The following is a 19,504-nucleotide window of genomic DNA, read 5'->3' as shown; positions in this document are numbered from 1 at the left end:
AACGGGTATACGCTGCACGGCTTAGAAATTAACATTCACACCCAGGTTCCACACGCGGGGGCGGGGATAAGGGAAGAAGTCAATGTTCTGTGAAAAGCCGATGTTGGCGCCATAAGTGCTGTTGAACGTATCTACTTCAGGATCGTAACCGGTGTATTTAGTGATCAGGAACAGGTTTTGTACGCTGGCATAAATACGGAATTTGGAAATATGACTTCTTTCCAGGAACGAAGCCGGGAAGTTATAGCCCAGTGTGAAATTCTGACCACGTATGTAGGAGCCGTCTTCTACCCACCAGGTGTCGAAGTGCGAATCCTGTGTGAATTTATAACTGCGAACCTGTGCGATGGAGGTGTTCTGGTTGTTAGGTGTCCATGCGTTTAATACCGTAGCAAGACTGTTAGCCAGTGTTTGCCTGTCTTCCACGGAGTGTTTGAACGTAGCTGCAGTATTTACGCCCTGTACAAAGCGGATATCGGCGGTCAGGTCCCATCCTTTGTATTTGAGGGTGGTGCTGAAGGTACCTGTCCATTTCGGATAGGCGCGGCCTATGATGCTGTACGACGGGTTGCCGTTGGCGTCATAGATATACTTTCTGTCGCCCGGCAGCAGCGAATGTTTGGCTGCTTCAGCTGCTTCTTCTGTGCTGTAGGTACCCAGCCTGGTCATGCCATAGAAAGAACCGATGGGTTCTCCTACGCGCAATACGTTTGTTTGGCCGAGGAAGTTAGGGCCGGGGAAGATATCCGCATTGCCTTCGTTCAGGGTAAGTACCGTGTTTTTATTGGATGCAAAAATGAAATCGGTAGACCAGGTAAAGTTGGTTGTCTGGATGTTCATTGTTCTCAGATCTACTTCCCAACCCCTGTTTCTTACAGATCCTACGTTTTTGTATACGTTGGCATTGAACATACCGGCAGACCATGGGATGGGTGCGGCGAGTAACAGGTCTTTCGTGGTGCGGTTGTAATAATCCACGTTCAGGTTAATCCTGTTTTGCAGTATTGCCAGCTCTACGCCTGCATCCACCTGGTTTGATTTTTCCCATTTAAGATTGGGGTTACCGATGTAACCGGGCACCAGCGTTGCCTGGTTAGCGCCGCTCAACACGGTTTGATCAGGCCTGTACTGTGGAAAGTTCTGGAACTGACCAATTTCCTGGTTACCGGTAAGGCCATAGCTGGCGCGGATTTTCAGGTTGTTGATCAGTTTGCTGTGTTTCAGCCATTCTTCTTCAGACACGCGCCATGCTGCAGCTACAGAAGGGAAGAAGGCGAATTGTTTATCCTTACTGAATTTGGAAGAACCGTCATACCTGCCCGTTGCTGTAAAGAGGTATTTATTATGCAGGTTATAGTTTACACGCGCATAGTAAGAGTTCATGTCCCATGGATTGGTGAGGGAGGTGATGTTCTGCCGTACAGAACCCGCTCCCAGGCTATTCCACTGGAAATAATCAGACAGGAAGTTTTGTGTTTCCGCGAGGGCATTTTCTCCTGAGTATTTCAGGAAGGAAATACCGGCTACCGCGTTTAAGCTGTTATTGTTGTTGAATTGTTTGTTATAAGTAAGATAACTTTCCGACTGCCAGTACTTGTTATAATCGGTGGTAATCCTGGCTACGCCGCCCTGGTCCTGCGACAGGTGAGGAAGGTCAGCGCCTGAGTAGTAGTTGGCTTTCAGGCTGGTCAGGTCGTAACCAAAGTCTGTTTTAAAATCCAGGTCTTTGTTGATATGAAACAACAGGTATACGTTGCCGAGGGTATGCTGCATATTATTCAGCGTATACCTGCTTTGCGCAATATGCACCGGGTTAGGACCTCCCTCCAGACCGGCTATATCATTGTTGCCGGCCCAGGTGCCGTCAGGATATTTAACAGGTACGATGGGTACTTCTTCTGTTACCATCCTGGCTACGTTCAGGGAGCCGTTTCCATCGGATATCAATCTTTGTTTACCTGAAATGATATTCAGGCTACCGCCTATTTTCAGCCAGTCTTTTACATCGTTATCAAACGTAACCCTGGCGGAGTATCTTCTGTACCATGACTGTGTCATTAAACCGTTCTGATCCAGGAAGCCGAGGGAGGCGCTGTACAACATTTTTTCGTTGCCGCCCTGGAAGTTCAGCTGGTGGCTGGTAGAAACGGCCGGTTTATATACTTCTTTTTCCCAATTAGTGTTATACAGCGGTTTGTCGTTTGCATCAAACAGCAATGGAAAATTCTGGTGGTTCAGCGCAGCTGGCGGCGCCCAGGTACCATGTGCCGGATCAAACTTGGTGGCATTTACAAATGCTTCGTTGTAAACTTTTACAAATTCATCTGAGTTGAGGGTTTTCAGGTGTCTGGCTAAAGTGCTTACGTTCACATCTCCCTGGTAGCTTACCTGGGTAGGGCCTGCCTTACCACGTTTGGTGGTAATCATGATAACGCCGTTGGCGCCCCTGGCGCCATAGATGGCTGTGGAAGAGGCATCCTTTAATACTTCCAGTGAGGCGATATCATTGGGGTTGATGGCGTTTCCGTCTACACCGGATACTCCATCCACCACGTACAGCGGATCTAACGACGAGTTGATGGAACCAATACCACGGATACGTACTTTGGCCGCCTGTCCGGGCGCGCTGCTGTTAACGTTTACGTCTACCCCGGGTATTTTACCCTGCAATGCCTGTGAAATGTTGGGTACGGGTGCATCCATGATCTTTTCCGCTTTGAGTGAAGAAACCGCCCCGGTCAGATCTGATTTTTTTACGGCACCATAACCAATAACGACCAGGTCGTTCAGTGTATTAACCTGTTCGGATAATGTTACGTTGATAACGGTTAAATTGCCTACCCTGACTTCTTTGGTAGCAAATCCTGTAAAGGAAAATACGAGTACTGCGTTTTCGTTGGGTACCTGGAGGGAGTAAACGCCGTCCACATTTGCAATGGTACCACTTGAGGTGCCTTTTATGGCCACCGTTGTATTCGGAATGGCGCTGCCGTCGACAGCATTGGTGACCTTTCCACTTATTTTAATCTGAGCCATAGCATGCATGGAGAGTAGTATACATGCAAGCACATAAACAAGTTTTGTTTTCATAACAAGTGTTTAGTGATGAATAATAGCCGGTAACAAAATCGATTTAGCTGGTGTTGAACGCAAAGGAGGCTTTACACGTGGAAGCCACCTGGACAAGTTGATTTAGTGTTTAATCATAGTAATAACAAGGTTTTTTAGTCAATACGATCTGGTTGAATAAGTAAATAATTAATTAACAAATAGTCACAGAGGATGCTACTGGTGACCGGCCGCCCACTTTTTTAAAAGGGTGATAGCATCCAGTAACACGCCTGCTTCTCCTCTGAAATCTCCTGAGCCTTTGGGTTTTCCTGTTTGTACGTCGTACCATTCGTAGAAACCGTTGTGAGCAATGACGCGGTCAGTCATGGGTTTAAGCTCATCGACGGCCTCCTCTATAAATCCATTTTTTATGAGGGCTTGTATCATGCGTCCGCCGAACCATGTCCAGTCACCTGCGTTCTGGTAAACGTAGGGATGCATATTCGGGTACTCCTGCGCCGGGTAGGGAGGATATACTGTGATGCCAATGGTAGCGAACTTTTCTTTGGCTGCCGCCTGTGTCATCTGTTTATTGATGGCGGCAATTTCTGCTTTGGAATGAAATCCAGCCAGCACTGCGCAGGCGGATCCACCGGTGTACAAAATTTCTTTTTCATTAAAAGAGGGAGAAAAAGGACTGCCGTTTAAGTAGAGGTGTGGAATATACTTTTGCGTGGTCGGCTCCCACAAATATTTGCGGACATTTTTCCGGATACCGGCAGCTACCTGGTTCCAGTTCCGCGTGGGTTTATAGGTGACGGGTTTCATAGCCAGAAAATCCTGTATGGCGATAACAAACATGGCATTATCGTATATGTCGATGGCCCATTTCGTTTTTTCATTGATGGCTACACCCCATCCGTTTTCCGGTTGCACATCTCCCCAGTCGATAGTGGTAGCTCCTGTAATAAGCCCGTATTTTTCCGACCAACGCTCTTTCAACAGGTACTCCAATGCCCACTCCATGCGTTGCAAAATCGTTTTATCACTAAGGGATAAAAAAAGAATAGACTGATCGCCGGTAGCAACTATATATTTTCTAACTGCCTGAATCAGGGAAGATTCCTGGTCTGTTTCAACGGTATTTTTATGTGCCGCCCATCCGGGTGCACGATCTGAATAACGGTATTTATAGGCAACATTCGCTTTGTCTTTCCGTATCACCCCATCTACAATATCACCGCCATCGCCCTGCATACGGAAAAACAACAGCAGCATATCCTTGATCGTATCACGGGGAAGTACCTGTAAAGAACCGTTTATAAAGGTATTGAAATCCCTGATCCACACTTCTCCATATGAAGTACCGGCAGATAAGCCGGTGAGTAATTGTAATGCGCGGGACTGAATGGTATCCAGACGGCTATCTTTCAGAATGGACGATGCCAGGGCCGTTTGACGATCATTTTGAGCATGCACGCTTTCTGCAAAGAAAACAGGAAGGATCATGCAGCCAATAATGGGAATCAGATTTTTCATAATGTGGGCCCCGGATGTTATGTACAAACATAAAAACATAAATTTACTAATGCAAGAAAAGTTTTTCACGGCGGGGAAATATTCTTTTCTGCCAGCCATACAGTGAGTATAACACCTATAAGGGTCAATTGTTTAAGCTGTTAGCCATTAGCTTTTAGTTAAATGCAGCGGATTTTTTTTGCCCAGGATTAGACTGATTTTGATGATTTAAAGGATTTTTTCCTTTGGGATTTTAAAAGATTTTTCGGAGATCTAAGTGGATATTTCCACAGGGATCTCCCAAAATCTTTTAAAAATCTTTTTAATCAAAAAAGGAAAATCCTTTAAATCATCAAAATCAGTCTAATCCTGGGCAAAAAAAATCCGCTGCATTTAACTAAAAGCTAAAAGCTAATGGCTAACCGCTTAAATGGCTAACCGCTAAAAATATCCCCACCTAAAATTGTTTTTCTTATTAATTTCCAGTTGTTTTGCAGACATGAATTTGAGTATAGATCATAAGAATCCTTTACCGCTTCATATTCAGGCCGAAAATCTGTTGCGGAGCATGATCAAGGACCCGCAATATGCAGGGGGGAAATTTTTACCTAACGAGGTACAGTTAGCAAAACAGCTGGCTATTTCCAGATCTACCTTACGTCATGCTTTAAATAAACTGGTATACGAGGGTTTACTGACCCGGAAGAAAGGAGTAGGAACCAAGGTGGCGGAAACGGCTATCAGTTCCAAATCCAAGAACTGGCTCAGCTTTACCCAGGAAATGACCGCCCGTGGTATCGTGATAAAGAATTTTGAGCTGCATGTTACCTGGGTATTGCCGGATGAAACCATTGCCAACTTCTTTGAGATAAGTCCTGCTAAAAAAGTGCTGAAACTCGAACGCTTAAGAGGCAAGGCTGAAGGCCCTTTCGTTTATTTCATTTCTTATTTTCATCCGCGTATTGGATTAACAGGAGAGGAGGATTTTAAACGCCCCCTGTACGATATCCTGGAGAAGGACTATATGGCCATTGCCACACTGTCTAAAGAAGAGATCAGTGCAAAAACAGCAGATAAATTTATTGCCTCCAAACTGGAACTGGAAATCGGAAGCCCCATCCTTTTGAGAAAACGGTTTGTGTACGACCAGGGCGAACGGCCGGTGGAGTATAACCTGGGTTACTACCGCGCCGATAGTTTTGTGTATACAGTAGAAAGCCGGCGGGAATAACCGGCCGCGTTCCGTTAGCATCACGAACGAACCTATCTTCACTCGTTAGCTTACTGTTTAAGATATTGCTCACCGGATATTTTATTCCGGTACAGGTATTTTACAATAGTACCGGCCCTGTTAAAAGGCCGGTACTGTGCTCATGCATCAGGGCTGCGGTGCCGCAGCTGCATCCTTTGTCACAACTGGCCATACACCCGGCGCCGGGAAGCTCACCCCTTTATTCGAGCCTCTTACACCTGCGTCCTGTCCGAAGTAGTACAGTGGCCATCCTTTGTAGGTCAACTGTTTTTTACCAGCTACCGTGATACTGCCAAATAATGTTTTATCGAGCGTGGAAGGCACTACTATCTGATCTGTTTCATAAATAGGCCATACAGCATTATTGGAGAAATCAGGTTTAGTGAATTTATTGATATTGAAGCTGTCCTTTGCGAAAGCATAGAGGGTAAGACCCTTTGCATCGGTGAAGTAGAGGGTTTTACCAGTGCCTTCGGTGTGGTTAGACAGGTAGTTTTTACCATCGGCGCCCACTAGCTGCGCATTGATCAGCTGAATGCTGTAATCAGTTTTTGCTACAAACCAAACGTTGTTAACTGCTTCCCCCTTTGTTTCACCGGCAGCCTCCCGTACGTTGGTGCCATTTACATTTGGCGCAAAATAATAAAGCGGCCATCCTTTATAGGTCGTTTGTTTTTTACCGTCGGTAGTAATAGTGCCAAAATCTTTGATGTCTAACCCGGTGCCCAATGCAGCCTGTGCCAGGTTATCGCCCGCATAGTAAATAGGCCATACTGCCGCACATCCGCCGCCGCAGTTATTGGCGCCATTAAAGTCATTGGAGAAATAATAAAGGGAGTTGCCGTCTACATCGGTGATGTGATTGCCCAGGGTTGCACTGGCGCTGATTTGTACTACGGGTTTAGGGGCAGGTTTATCAGGATTGTTGTTGTTATCACCGCCACAGGCGCTGAAAGTAACGATTCCAGCCAGGGCTATCCAGGAGAATAAGGTGTTTGTTACACGATTCATGCTGATTTGATTTTTGAGATTGAAAGATAAATACGCAGCTGCCTGACCGTTGGTCAGCAAGGTTTGGCAATATGGTACGTATCCTTATTCGCAGAAAACGGTAAAAAGGTTGCCGCACTAAAAAAATAATTTTAGTACAGGGGTGGGAGTTAGCCTAAATTTGCCGACATGGTCAACGAAAGCTACTATTTGCAGCAGTATGAATCACAGCAGGGCGATGCCCGACTGGTGATGGACGTGATGTCGGTGTACCTGTATCCATTGGAAACATTCACCATTACAGATGCGGTGAACATGATCCGGGAAATGAAAGGAACCGACATCAGCATTATATTAAAGCACCTGGTCGCTACCGGCCTCGTTATCAAAAATGTAACAGGTAACTATTCACTGATCCCGGAACTGAATTTTATCCTTTTTCCCCGGAATATAGGACAGTCTATATACGCTGCCCTCCCCGGCAGATCCCGGTTTGCAGCGCATGCTTTTTACAGTATTACCGGGCGTTTGCAGGACCTGCAACAATTGCTGACGGCTTATTTTACCGGTGACCGCTTTTTACTGCCGGCCCCGGTTAGAAGACTGGAAATGGAATTGGAGGAGTACCAGCCCTACCTGTCTTATCTCCTGTACTTCCCTGCATATGCAGGCCTGTTAACTTTTTTTAGCCGGGAAAGCCTCCACCGGATGGCTGTGTACGCCCTAAAGTATAACCTGCTGAAAATGCCGCCGGTGAATGAACTGGAAACATTCCGGCAACAGTATGCCGTTGACTTTCCGGAACTCCCGCTTTTACAGGGACATTTCAATCTGCCACCTGCCGATGCTACTGCAGACGATTTATATGCCCAGGCAGTACTATTACTGTATAACCGCCAGCCAGCCAAAGCGTTGACACAATTTGAAAAAGGCATCAAACGGCAACGGCAGTACGATAAAAAGAACAGTTTGCCTTTATCTCCTGTATTTGCTTTCTATTATGCATTTACATTGGCGGTATTGCCCGGTGAACAGGTAAATCCACTGATAGCAAAAATAACGGCTGCTTATGAACGGAAGCTTACGCCCGCATTAACACCCGCCATTTGCCTGCTGCATTTCCACGCCGGAAGAAAGGAGAAAGCGGAGAACCTCCTGCTGATCTTACTGGAAGGCAATGAAAGTAACCTGTTGAGTTACCTGGCTATCCTGTGTTTACAATTGCTGCATCCTAAAAGCAGGTTGCTTCGCAGGTTTAGCCCGGATGCCGGCCGACTGCTTACTTTGGGCATGGAGCGCCACTACCGGTTACTGACCTACGAATATTTATATTTATTCAGGGGAGATGATTATGTGGGTTATGAAGGTCAGTTCCAGGAAGCTGCTGCTATCACCGGTCACCCGCCGGTATTTTCGCAGATGGAGCAAACGCCCGACTGGGAGCGGCTGTTGAATACATTACTGGGCGCCGACAATCATCTCAGCAAAAAAGAAAAAAATGTAGTGGCTTCCCGCCTCATCTACCTCATAGATTTTGATCACTATAAAATACAACCGGTGCTGCAAACCTCCCAGGGTGCTAATACCTGGAGCGCCGGCAGAAATGTATCACTGAAAAAGCTGAAGGAGGGAAAAGCGGAAGCGATGACCGACCAGGATTTTCGTATAGGTGCCACCGTACAAAAGGACCATTACTATAACCATGACGGAGAATCTTTTTCCTTCGCGGAAACCGTATGGCAGGAAATTGCCGGACATCCGTTATTGTTTTCGGCAGACGATCCCACTATTTCCGTGGAGGTGGTAAAGGCGCAACCGGAACTGAGTGTAAACAACAACGGACAGGGATATACGTTTAGCGCCAACATCGCCGATTTTGTCAGCGAAACAGTGTTTGTAAAAGAAAGTAACAGCCGGTTGAAAGTGATTAGTCTTACTGCCCAGCAACGGCGCTTGTTACAAACGCTGCAACAGATCCCGGTAGTACCCGCCGCAGGAAAAGATAAACTTACGCAGGTATTAAAAAGCATCGGTGCACATCTTACCATCCATGCGGATATGGGTGATATTGCCGCCAATATCAGCAAACGGCCGGGCGACAGCCGCATTGTTATTCAGCTGCTGCCCCTGGGCGACGGACTGAAAGCAGGCATATACGTAAAGCCATTTACGATAGATCCGCCCTATTGCAAGCCAGGCATGGGGGCGCATAATATCATCGGCATCAGCAACGGCGAACGGTGGCAGGCCATCCGCGAGCTGGCGAAAGAAAAGAGTAATATCAACACATTGCTGAACCTTATCCAGGGAGCTATTGCACAGGACCTGTCCGATGATACCATTATTTTTGAAGACCCGCTGGATTGTTTGCAGTTGCTGGAAATCATCCACCAGCATCCCGAGCTGGTACGGGCGGAATGGCCGGAAGGAGAGCGCTATAAGATAAGCCACCAGGCAGGATTTGCACACCTGAGTATTTCACTGAAGGAAAAGGATCACTGGTTTACCTGCAGCGGTGAGCTCAAAGTAGATGAACTTACCGTACTGGCACTGAAAGATCTGCTGGACACCAGCCGTACCGTTAAGAAACGATTTATAGCGTTACAAAACGGCGAGTACCTGGCGCTGACGGCCGACTTACGCCGACGCCTCAACGAAATGTCGAGTGTGGCAAAGATAGAACGTGATTCAGTGAGTATTCCGCCCTTTGCGGCGCCGGTATTCGATGAACTCCTGGCGCAGGCCGGGAGCGTTACCACCGATGCCACCTGGAAAGCCTTCTCCCGTAAGCGTACAGCAGCGATGGAGTTGATCGTTCCCGTACCCGGAACGTTGCAAACAAATTTGCGGCCCTACCAGGAAGACGGATTCCGCTGGATGACGCACCTGGCGGCCTGGGGAGCCGGCGCCTGCCTGGCAGATGATATGGGATTGGGTAAAACCATACAAGCTATTGCATTGCTGTTGCACCGCGCCGCTGAAGGGCCCGCATTGGTTATTTGTCCGGCTTCCGTGCTATCTAACTGGGGCAACGAAATTACCCGTTTTGCGCCTTCCCTGAACGTGATATACCTGCACAACGGCAAACGTGTGGCATCCGTAAAAGGCGCCGGCCCGCTGGATGTGGTGATTACCACCTATGGCCTGCTGCAGGCAGAAGAAAAATTGTTGTCTGCCGTAAAATGGCCTACCGTTGTGCTGGATGAAGCCCATACCATCAAAAACTTCCAGACAAAAACATCCAAAGCGGCGATGTCGCTGCAGGCAGGCTTCAAACTCATGCTAACGGGAACGCCTATACAAAATCATATGGGCGAAATCTGGAACCTGTTTAATTTTCTCAACCCGGGTTTATTGGGAACGCTGGATCATTTTAATAAACAGTTTGTTTTTCCATCGATCAGGAACCCGGAAAGTACGGTGAAGCAACATCTCAAAAAGCTGATTGCCCCGTTTATACTGCGTCGCACCAAAACGGGCGTGCTGGATGAATTGCCGCCAAAAACAGAGATCGTGAAACTGATCAGTTTATCGCCCGATGAAGCGGCCTTTTATGAGGCATTACGCAGGAAGGCGCTGGAAAATATCAAGGCACAGGAGGGGAGTATGGCCCAGCAACATATCCGTGCGCTGGCAGAGATCAGCCGTTTGCGCATGGCGGCGTGTAACCCGCAGATGGTGGATGCGGAAACTGATATTCCATCTTCCAAATTAACCGTATTTAGGGAGATAGTAGAGGAGCTGGTATCCAATAACCACCGCGCACTGGTGTTCAGCCAGTTTGTGAAGCACCTCGACCTGGTAAGGGAAGCGCTGAATACCATGGGTATTGCCTATATGTATCTTGATGGCAGCACGCCAATGTCGCAGCGGGATATGCTGGTGAAAGATTTCCAGGCGGGGAAGGGGCAGTTGTTTCTTATCAGCCTGAAAGCAGGTGGGCTGGGTCTCAATCTTACTGCGGCCGACTATGTGATACATATGGATCCGTGGTGGAACCCGGCCATAGAGGAGCAGGCATCGGACCGGGCACATCGTATTGGTCAAACAAGACCGGTGACCATTTACCGGCTGGTGGCGCAGCACACCATTGAAGAAAAAATTATAGCGCTGCACAACAGCAAACGTGATCTGGCCGACCAGTTGCTGGAAGGCAGTGATCAGTCAGGAAGGCTCAATGCAAAAGAGCTGCTGGCGCTGATTGCAGACAGGGACTGAGATTTTTTCTTTGCCCGGGATTTTTTCTTGCCCAGGATTAGACTGATTTTAATGATTTGCAAGATTTTTTTTGATATTCTTTTGATTTTAAAAAGATTTGCGAAGATATAGGCGAATTTTATCCGCTTATGTCTTCGCAAATCTTTTTAAAATCAAAAAAAACAAAATCCTATAAATCATTAAAATCAGTCTAATCCTGGGCAAGAAAAAAATCCCTGGCAAGAAAACTCCTCCGGCAGGAAAAAAGAATCGTATCAAAACGGCGAAGGGCTGATGCTTGTCCACCCTCCATCAATGATGAGGCTTTGGCCGGTGATATGCCTGGCCAGGTCCGATACCAGGAAAAGGGCGGCGTTGGCAATATCCAAGGTGGAAGCGGGGCGGCCCATGGGTGTAAGTGCCGCCCAGGTTTTTTCATAGGCCGGATCATCCATGGTGCGTTCGGTCAGCGTGGCGCCGGGAGCAATGGTGTTGACTGTAATATTATGCGGCGACAATTCTATCACTAAATTTTTTGCGAGCATTTCCAGTGCCGCTTTACTCATACCGTAGGCGGCGAGGTCTTTATGTGCCTGGTGGCCGGTTACCGAGGAAGTAAACAGGATGGCGCCGCCGTGTTCCTGTTGTTTCATTTTGTTGGCAGCCGTTTGGGCGAGAAAAAATGTGCCGCCCAGGTTTACCTGCATTACCCGGGTAAAAGCTTCCGGCGTATAGGTGAAGAAGTTGCCAAACAGGGTAATACCGGCATTGGCGATGATGATATCGATGCTGCCATACCTGGTAACGGCGGTATTAACCATTTTCCCGATAAAGGTAACATCGCTGGAATCGCCGGGCATAGCGATACAGATGCCTTTATCGCTGGTGATCTGATCGGCTGCGTTGTTGGCCATTGCGTCATCAATATCATTCAATATAACGATGGCGCCCCGCTGCACTAATTGTTTGCATATTTCAAATCCAATACCCTGGCCGGCGCCGGTAACGATGGCTACTTTATTTTCAAAACGCATAACGGATATATTTGCTGCAAGGTTTAGTTAATGTGAATCCCTGGTTACTTCGCTGCCGGAGCCTCCTTTGAGGAAGTCGAGGTCGGCACCCAGATGCGCCTGTTCCACATGCTGCTGGTATAGCTGTACATAACCACGGGCAGATTGCGGGTATACCGGCTGCCAGGATTTTTTCCTGGCGGCAATTTCTTCAGTGGTAATGTCGGCATGCAGGCGGCGGTTATGTACATCCAGCGTAATCACATCTCCATCGCGTAGGATGGCAAGGTTGCCACCGGCGGCGGCTTCCGGCGATACGTGTAATACCACGGTACCAAAACCGGTACCGCTCATCCTGCCGTCGGAAATGCGTACCATGTCGGTCACACCTTTGGCCAGCAGTTTGGCGGGCAATCCCAGGTTGCCTACTTCCGGCATGCCGGGGTAGCCTTTGGGGCCTACATTTTTAAGTACCAGTATACTGTTTTCATCGACGTCCAGCGCGGGATCATCGATACGTTTTTTATAGTCATCAATATCCTCAAATACCACTGCTTTACCGCTGTGCTGCATCAGGTGCGGACTGGCGGCTGAAGGCTTAATTACAGCGCCTTGCTCACAGATATTTCCTTTTAATACCACAATGCCGGAAACAGCATTAAAGGGACTGTCGAGTGGCGCAATCACTTCTTTATTATAACTGACGGCGTTGGCGTAGTTGGCGCCAATGGTTTTTCCGTTGGCAGTGATACAATCTTTATGCAGGTGATCGAGCAGGATATTGATGATGGCCGGGAGACCGCCGGCATAGTAAAGATCTTCCATAAAATAACTGCCCGATGGCTGCAGGTTGGCGATCAGCGGGATGCCGGCAGAAAACGTATCCATGTCCTGCAGGTTCAGTTCCACGCCCATACGGCCGGCGATGGCCAGCAGGTGGATCACGAAGTTGGTGGAGCCGCCGATGGCGGCATTTACCCGGATAGCATTTTCGAAGGCCTCCCGGGTCAGGATATCCGACAGGCGCCTGTTTTCCCGGACCATATTCACTATTTCGGAACCAGACAATTGTGCCAGCACTTTACGGGCAGCATCCGGCGCCGGGATGGCAGCATTCTGTGGCAGGGAGAGTCCGAGGGATTCTACCATACAGGCCATGGTGGAGGCAGTACCCATTACCGCACAGTGGCCGTCGCTGCGGCACATACCGGCTTCTGCCATCATCAGTTCTTCGTTGGTCATACGGCCGGCCCTTACATCTTCACTAAATCTCCATATATCACTGGTGCCGATACTATGGCCCCTGTGGCGGCCGGTGAGCATAGCGCCGCCGGAAACAACGATGGTGGGGATGTTAACGCTGCAGGCGCCCATTACCAGGGCAGGTGTGGTTTTGTCACAACCGCATAGTAATACTACGCCATCCAGTGGATTGGCGCGGATAGATTCTTCCACATCCATGCTTACCAGGTTACGGTATAGCATAGCGGTAGGTTTAATCAGCGTTTCCCCCAGCGACATTACCGGGAATTCAAGTGGATAGCCTCCTGCTTCCAGTACGCCGCGCTTTACAGCTTCCGCCAGTTCCCTGAAATGTGAATTGCAGGGTGTGAGTTCTGACCAGGTATTACAAATGCCGATGACCGGTTTGCCTTCCAGTTCATGCGATGGGATGCCCTGCTTTTTTAACCAGGCACGATAAATAAAACCATCTTTGCCGCCCCGGGCAAACCAATGACTGCTTCTCAGTGAATGTTCCTGCTTCATAACGGGAATGGATATAAAATAAGATACAATTATTTACAGACTTTGAAATGTACAGATTTTGAAGTTGTCATGCAACGCTATTTTTTGAATCTCCCCTTTCCCTACATGATAAATAGGCTGTTATTTAACAGATGTTTATCACACGGCTTCACAAAAGTTCAGATTTTATTGTGGAATTTTATCCCCGTTGCATCTGTACACAACAACCTGTAATACCAAACAATGAAAAAACTATTTGGAGTTGTCCTTTGCATACTCTTTGCGCAGTTCTGTCTGGCACAACAAGCTGTCGTAAAAGGAAGTGTGGTAGACACACTTAACCGCGTTCCACTGTCACACACGGTTGTAGCCCTGCTTCATGCAAAAGATTCTGTATTGGCAAAGTTTGTCCGAAGCGATGAAAAGGGGCATTTTGAAATAAATCATGTTCCTGCCGGTAAGTACCTGCTCTTGATTAGTTATCCTGCCTTTGCAGATTACGTAGACCCGTTAACGTTATCAGATACTTCGGTGATACAGCTTGGTAAAATTATGCTGACCCAGCGATCCAGGTTATTACAGGAAGTGGTGATACAACAAAAGGTGGCTGCCATTAAAATGAAGGGGGATACCACGGAATTCAATGCCGGCAGCTTTAAAACAGAGGCTAATGCCTCGGTGGAAGACCTGCTGAAGAAGCTGCCGGGCATACAGGTAGACAGCAAAGGGCAGATCACTGCGCAGGGAGAATCCGTAAAAAAGGTATTGGTAGATGGAGAGGAATTTTTTGGAGATGATCCCACACTGGTCACCAAAAACCTCCGGGCCGATATGGTGGACAAGGTGCAGCTATATGATAAGAAAAGCGACCAGGCAGTGTTTACGGGTATTGATGATGGTGAGAAAAGTAAAACGATCAATATTCAACTGAAGGAAGATAAGAAGCGGGGTTTTTTCGGGAAAGTGGCGCTGGGGGCCGGAGATAAGGGCTTTCATAATAATGAAGCCATGATCAATGTATTCAGGGGGAAGCAGAAAATATCGGCATATGGTATTATATCCAATACGGGGAAGATTGGTCTTAACTGGGGCGACCGGGAGAAGTTTGGCTCCGGCGGTGGTGAAATGTCGATGAGTGATGACGGGGATATGGTGTTCTACAGCCAGGGGGATGACCTGGATGGCTGGGACGGGCGTTACCAGGGCCAGGGTTATCCGCTGGTACAAACCAGTGGCTTGAATTATAGTAATAAGTGGGACCGGGATCAGCAAAACCTGAATGCCAACTATAAGATCATGAAGTTATTTGTAGATGGAAGCACACATACCGAGTCGCAAAACATATTGCAGGACACCGTGTATTATGATAATTCCAGGGAGAACTTCCAGAACAATATTTTCCGTAACCGGCTTAGCGGCAGCTATGAAAACCAGATTGATTCCAGTTCTTCGATCAAACTGAAGGTGGATGGCAGCCTGGATCATAAAACATCCGGTGCCTTCAACCAGTTGGAGCGCTTGAAAGGAACAGACCTCGTGAATAACAACCAGCGGAAAACCTCTTCCGTATCGGATATCGGAGGGTTTAATGCGAGCCTGCTATGGCGCAAGAAATTGAAGAAGAAAGGCCGCACCATTTCATTGTCAGTGGCCGAAAACTATAGCCGTACTAATGGAGAAGGTCTCCTCGACGCTGTCACCAATTTTTATAAAATGGGGCAGGTAGATTCTGTTCAAAAGATTGATCAGCGTAAAACCACTAACAATGAACGAATAGAGATCAACAGTAATCTTGCGTATACAGAACCGTTGTCGAAGTCATCGTCGCTGTTAGTGAACTATGGCGTAGTAGTCACCAATAACCACTCCAACAGGAACTCTTACAACCGGAACGCAGATGGAAAATACGCATCGCTGGATTCGCTTTACAGTAATGACTATGCCTTTAATATACTTACCCATAAGGGAGGTATCAGTTATGGGTACACGAAAAAGAAACTGCGAATTAACCTCGGTGGTAATGTAGGACTTACCAGCTTTCATCAGAGCGATGTGTTCAGGGATACCATGAGAACACGGAATTTTGTGAACTGGTATCCCAGGGCGGTTTTCCGGTATAACTTTACGCAGCAGCGCCGTTTGTCGTTTGACTATAACGGCTACACGCAACAGCCTAATATTAACCAGTTGCAACCGATCCTGGTAAATGATGACCCGGTGAACGTGGTAATTGGTAACCCTAACCTGAAGCCTGCATTCAGCAGTAATTTTAATCTTAATTTTTCTGATTATAAGGTAATGACCAACAGGAGTATCTGGATGTCTTTAAACTATCAGACCACCTCTAATGGTATCAGTAGCCGGAGTTACCTGGATCCGTCAGGTAAAAGAACAACCCAGGCAGTGAACGTGAATGGTAACAGTAATGCCAGGTTTTATTCTTATTTCGGCTGGAAAGTAGTGCCATTGGATATGAGACTGGGCGGAAACCTGAGGGGCAGTATTAACCGGAATATCAATTATGTGAACGATCAGTACAACGTAACCCGCTCCAATAATGTGGGGCTTGGCCTCAATGCTGCGAAGGACAAGGAAAAGAAATACCAGGTATACCTGGATATGAGCGCAGACTATAATACCAGCGTTTCATCAGTACAAAGTAATCTTCGTACCAACTACTGGACGTATAATATCAATCCCAGTATGGATCTTTACCTGCCGCTGAAAATACAATTGCATGGCGATATGAATTATATGATCCGTCAGAAGACGCCTGTATTTACCACTAATAACAATGCAGCCATTATCAATGCTTATGTTGCGAAGAAATTTGGTAAGAAGGAGTTGGTGCAGGTAAACTTATCTATGAATGACGTATTGAATCAGAACATAGGATTCGACAGATCTGTGGAAACGAATACCATTACCCAAACAACACGTACCACTATTGGTCGCTACGGCATGTTGTCTTTTATCTGGAATTTTAACAAACTGGGCGCCGCAGCGCCAAAAGAATAGCTGTTTTATGCAACATATTGGAAAAAAACTGTGCTTTCTCCTGGTCCTGTTCCTGTTTGCTATTGGTACACAGGCGCAGCATACCATTTTCCTGGATCACGGGCGCATTGAATATGAGAAGCGTTTGAATGTGCATGCCCGGATGAAGCAGATGTCGGGCGGAGAGGAGGATTCCTGGACAGACATGCTGAAAAAGGGGACGGATCAATACCAGGTGACCTATTTTGATTATTCTTTTGCCAATAACACCACGTTGTATAAGCCTGGAAAAGAGAGCCCGTCGGAGAATAAGAACCCGTTCTGGGGAGAAGCACCGGCAGAACAAAACGTGGTGTACTCGCGGTTAGACAGTATGCAGAGCGTTTCGCAGAAGAAGGTATTTGAACAGCTGTTTGTGGTAAAGGATTCGATCCGCAGCATCCGCTGGAAAATTACGGACGAAACCCGCAAAATAGCCGGTTTTGATTGTCGCCGGGCCAACGCCATCATCATGGATTCCATTTATGTGGTGGCTTTTTATACGGATGCTATCATTACACCCGGAGGGCCGGAGTCGTTCGGCGGGCTGCCGGGAATGATCCTGGGCGTGGCCTTGCCGCATGAGCATATTACCTGGTTTGCCACCAAGGTATTGGTAGATGATATAAAGGAAGATGCGATGAAGCCGCCGGTAAAAGGAAAACCGGTAGATATAAAAGCGCTGAATGAGGCCCTTGCCAAAAGTATCGGCAAATGGGGAAACTGGGGAAAAGCATATATTAAGGCGATTTTGCTATAATTGCATATCGCTTGATGAAAACAATCCACAACATAAGAGCCCTTTATATGCCGGTTCAGCCTTGTGTAAAGGAACCGGCAGGGGATGTGTTGTATCATGAATTTTTACCGGATATCAGGCTGCGGGAGTTTATTTATTGTTACTGGCAGCTGAAAACGGAGAATCCCCTCACAGCGCCCTATCATTACCGGGTAGTAGCGGATGGCTGTATGGATATCTTTTTCGAATTAGCGGATCCGGCGCATGCTTTTGTAATGGGTTTTAATGACGCTTATTCGGAATTCCCGCTGGCTGCCTCTTTTAACTATGTCGGTATCCGTTTTTTGCCGGGCATGTTTCCGTTGCTATATAAGGTAAATGCTGCAGAGCTGGCGCATCATGCAGCCAATTTTGATGAGGTGGCGCCGGCCGGTTACCGGTTTTTGAAAGAGGGCCTACCCGGGCATGCCGCGGTATCGGAAATAAAATCGATGCTGGATGCGCACTTTCTTGGTCTTCTCCCAAAAACAATTATTACGGCAGACAGCAGGTTATACGAGTCCATTGATACTATTCTTCGTACAGCAGGCAATGTGCGTATTGAAAAGGAGCTGCCGCAGGGCATTAGCGCCAGGCAGTTGCGCCGGTTGTTTGAGTTTTATATTGGCGATACCCCCAAAGCATTCAGTAAGGTAGTCCGTTTCCAGCAGCTGCTCCGGTCGCCTGGCGATATCCTGAAAAGCCGAGCTTACCTGGAGGCCGGGTATTATGACCAGGCTCACTTTATCCGGGAATTTAAACGTTTGTACGGCCTGACCCCTTCAAAGGTCTCCTGAAAATAAGTTGTCCGATTTATACAATGTTGGCGCCCCGGCGGGTGATAACTTTGCTGTTGTAAATCGTCAACAACATGAAGCGGCTATTGTTATCAGTGATTTTCACTTTTTTTGCATGTTCTCTTTATTCACAAACAAAACCTGGCAAAATGAAACTAAATGCGGGCATTATCACGGCTAAATTAGCGGAGAGTAAAAAATTTTATACGGAGACATTGGGCTTTGGGGTCACCTTTGAAAACGATTTTTACCTGTTGCTGCATACCCCGGATAAAGGGGCGGAGATCAGTTTTTTGCTGCCGGAACATGCGTCGCAGCAACCTTTGTTTAAAACTGCATTCGATGGGAAAGGCGTATATCTGACTCTTGAGGTAGCAAAGGTAGACGAGATATATCAACAGCTGAAAGCCAGGGGAGTGGCCATTAAAATTGATATCCGGGATGAGCCGTGGGGGGACCGTCACTTTGCCATACAGGACCCGAATGGGCTGGGGATAGATATTGTCACCTATTCGGCGCGTTAACATAATTTTAAGATAAAGAAATCATAAAACGCCCGGAGCTGGCATCAAAGGGAACCATTTTTGTTTTACCTGGTCTGAACTAAAAAATTTTAACCATGGCAAAGCAAAGTAAGGACGCAGTAAAACAAGAAATTCAGGAATTGGCCATTGGTAACTATAAAAGTTATCCAGCTGATTACGAAACCGCAACTGCAGTAGTTTCCAGGAATATTCAGTCGTTGGCAAAGGGCTATTGGGATAGCCGGGAATTCAAAGAAGTTGCGCGTGATGAGCGGTTAGGAATAAACCTGGAGGATTACCAGCACTGGACAAAGGAGGCGTATGAAGCCTTTATGGGAGCTAATCATCAATCTTTGAATTGATATCACCACATTTTTTAAAAGCGATGGCCCCGGTACTCACGTGCCGGGGCATTTTTTTGGAAACTACAACCATTTAAGGAAGCAGATTGTTTATATAGAACGGTAGATTCACTGCCATATACATGTAGTGGGCACTACACCTGCTTTTGATAACGATAATGCCTATACACCCCTATTGAGCCGGTGTTCTATACCCCCTGATTGCATTGGGCCTGTGGCTGAAGCTGCCATTAAATTTAA

General features: G+C 47.2%; 12 protein-coding genes. 7 read left to right on the top strand and 5 right to left on the bottom strand.

Annotation, left to right across the window (positions count from 1 at the left end; genetic code table 11):
* Positions 1–21 precede the first annotated feature (21 nt).
* Positions 22–3,090, bottom strand: coding sequence for a SusC/RagA family TonB-linked outer membrane protein (locus tag KE626_RS08245; protein ID WP_211972398.1), 3,069 nt, complete (start codon positions 3,088–3,090; stop codon positions 22–24).
* Positions 3,091–3,285: 195 nt separating this feature from the next.
* Entirely contained in the window at positions 3,286–4,590 is a 1,305-nt protein-coding gene (locus KE626_RS08240) for a glucosidase family protein (protein WP_211972397.1), read from the bottom strand.
* Positions 4,591–5,068: 478 nt separating this feature from the next.
* Here KE626_RS08240 and KE626_RS08235 point away from each other — a divergent pair, with 478 nt between their 5' ends.
* Complete coding sequence (locus KE626_RS08235; protein ID WP_211972396.1) at positions 5,069–5,800, top strand: GntR family transcriptional regulator; 732 nt, start codon at positions 5,069–5,071, stop codon at positions 5,798–5,800.
* Between the two features lie 147 nt (positions 5,801–5,947).
* On the opposite strand, the gene KE626_RS08230 is transcribed toward KE626_RS08235, so the two are convergent.
* Positions 5,948–6,832, bottom strand: a complete 885-nt coding sequence (locus tag KE626_RS08230) for a COG4315 family predicted lipoprotein (protein ID WP_211972395.1) — start codon at positions 6,830–6,832, stop codon at positions 5,948–5,950.
* A 168-nt stretch (positions 6,833–7,000) separates the two neighbouring features.
* Between KE626_RS08230 and KE626_RS08225 the strand changes: the two genes are divergently transcribed.
* Complete coding sequence (locus KE626_RS08225; RefSeq protein ID WP_211972394.1) at positions 7,001–11,029, top strand: DEAD/DEAH box helicase; 4,029 nt, start codon at positions 7,001–7,003, stop codon at positions 11,027–11,029.
* 254 nt (positions 11,030–11,283) lie between these two features.
* Here the strand turns inward: KE626_RS08225 and KE626_RS08220 are convergent, their stop codons facing one another.
* The gene (locus KE626_RS08220) at positions 11,284–12,042 is read right to left on the bottom strand and encodes an SDR family NAD(P)-dependent oxidoreductase (protein ID WP_211972393.1); all 759 of its coding nucleotides are present in this window, start codon (positions 12,040–12,042) and stop codon (positions 11,284–11,286) included.
* A 27-nt stretch (positions 12,043–12,069) separates the two neighbouring features.
* Positions 12,070–13,788, bottom strand: a complete 1,719-nt coding sequence (locus KE626_RS08215) for an IlvD/Edd family dehydratase (RefSeq protein WP_211972392.1) — start codon at positions 13,786–13,788, stop codon at positions 12,070–12,072.
* A gap of 222 nt (positions 13,789–14,010) precedes the next feature.
* Here KE626_RS08215 and KE626_RS08210 point away from each other — a divergent pair, with 222 nt between their 5' ends.
* The 5 genes from KE626_RS08210 (at position 14,011) to KE626_RS08190 (ending at position 19,264) form a co-directional block, all read left to right on the top strand.
* Complete coding sequence (locus KE626_RS08210) at positions 14,011–16,785, top strand: outer membrane beta-barrel protein (protein ID WP_211972391.1); 2,775 nt, start codon at positions 14,011–14,013, stop codon at positions 16,783–16,785.
* Positions 16,786–16,792: 7 nt separating this feature from the next.
* The gene (locus KE626_RS08205; protein ID WP_211972390.1) at positions 16,793–17,563 is read left to right on the top strand and encodes a GLPGLI family protein; all 771 of its coding nucleotides are present in this window, start codon (positions 16,793–16,795) and stop codon (positions 17,561–17,563) included.
* Positions 17,564–17,577: 14 nt separating this feature from the next.
* Positions 17,578–18,378 (top strand): AraC family transcriptional regulator, encoded by an 801-nt coding sequence (locus KE626_RS08200; protein ID WP_211972389.1) that lies wholly within the window; start codon positions 17,578–17,580, stop codon positions 18,376–18,378.
* A 149-nt stretch (positions 18,379–18,527) separates the two neighbouring features.
* Positions 18,528–18,902: a VOC family protein gene (locus KE626_RS08195; protein WP_249207351.1), complete on the top strand. Its 375-nt coding sequence runs from the start codon at positions 18,528–18,530 to the stop codon at positions 18,900–18,902.
* 95 nt (positions 18,903–18,997) lie between these two features.
* Entirely contained in the window at positions 18,998–19,264 is a 267-nt protein-coding gene (locus KE626_RS08190) for a hypothetical protein (protein ID WP_211972387.1), read from the top strand.
* Positions 19,265–19,504 lie beyond the last annotated feature (240 nt).

This window comes from Chitinophaga hostae (genome assembly GCF_018224885.1).
Classification (GTDB): domain Bacteria; phylum Bacteroidota; class Bacteroidia; order Chitinophagales; family Chitinophagaceae; genus Chitinophaga; species Chitinophaga hostae.
This window is presented reverse-complemented; position numbering and strand designations above follow the sequence as displayed.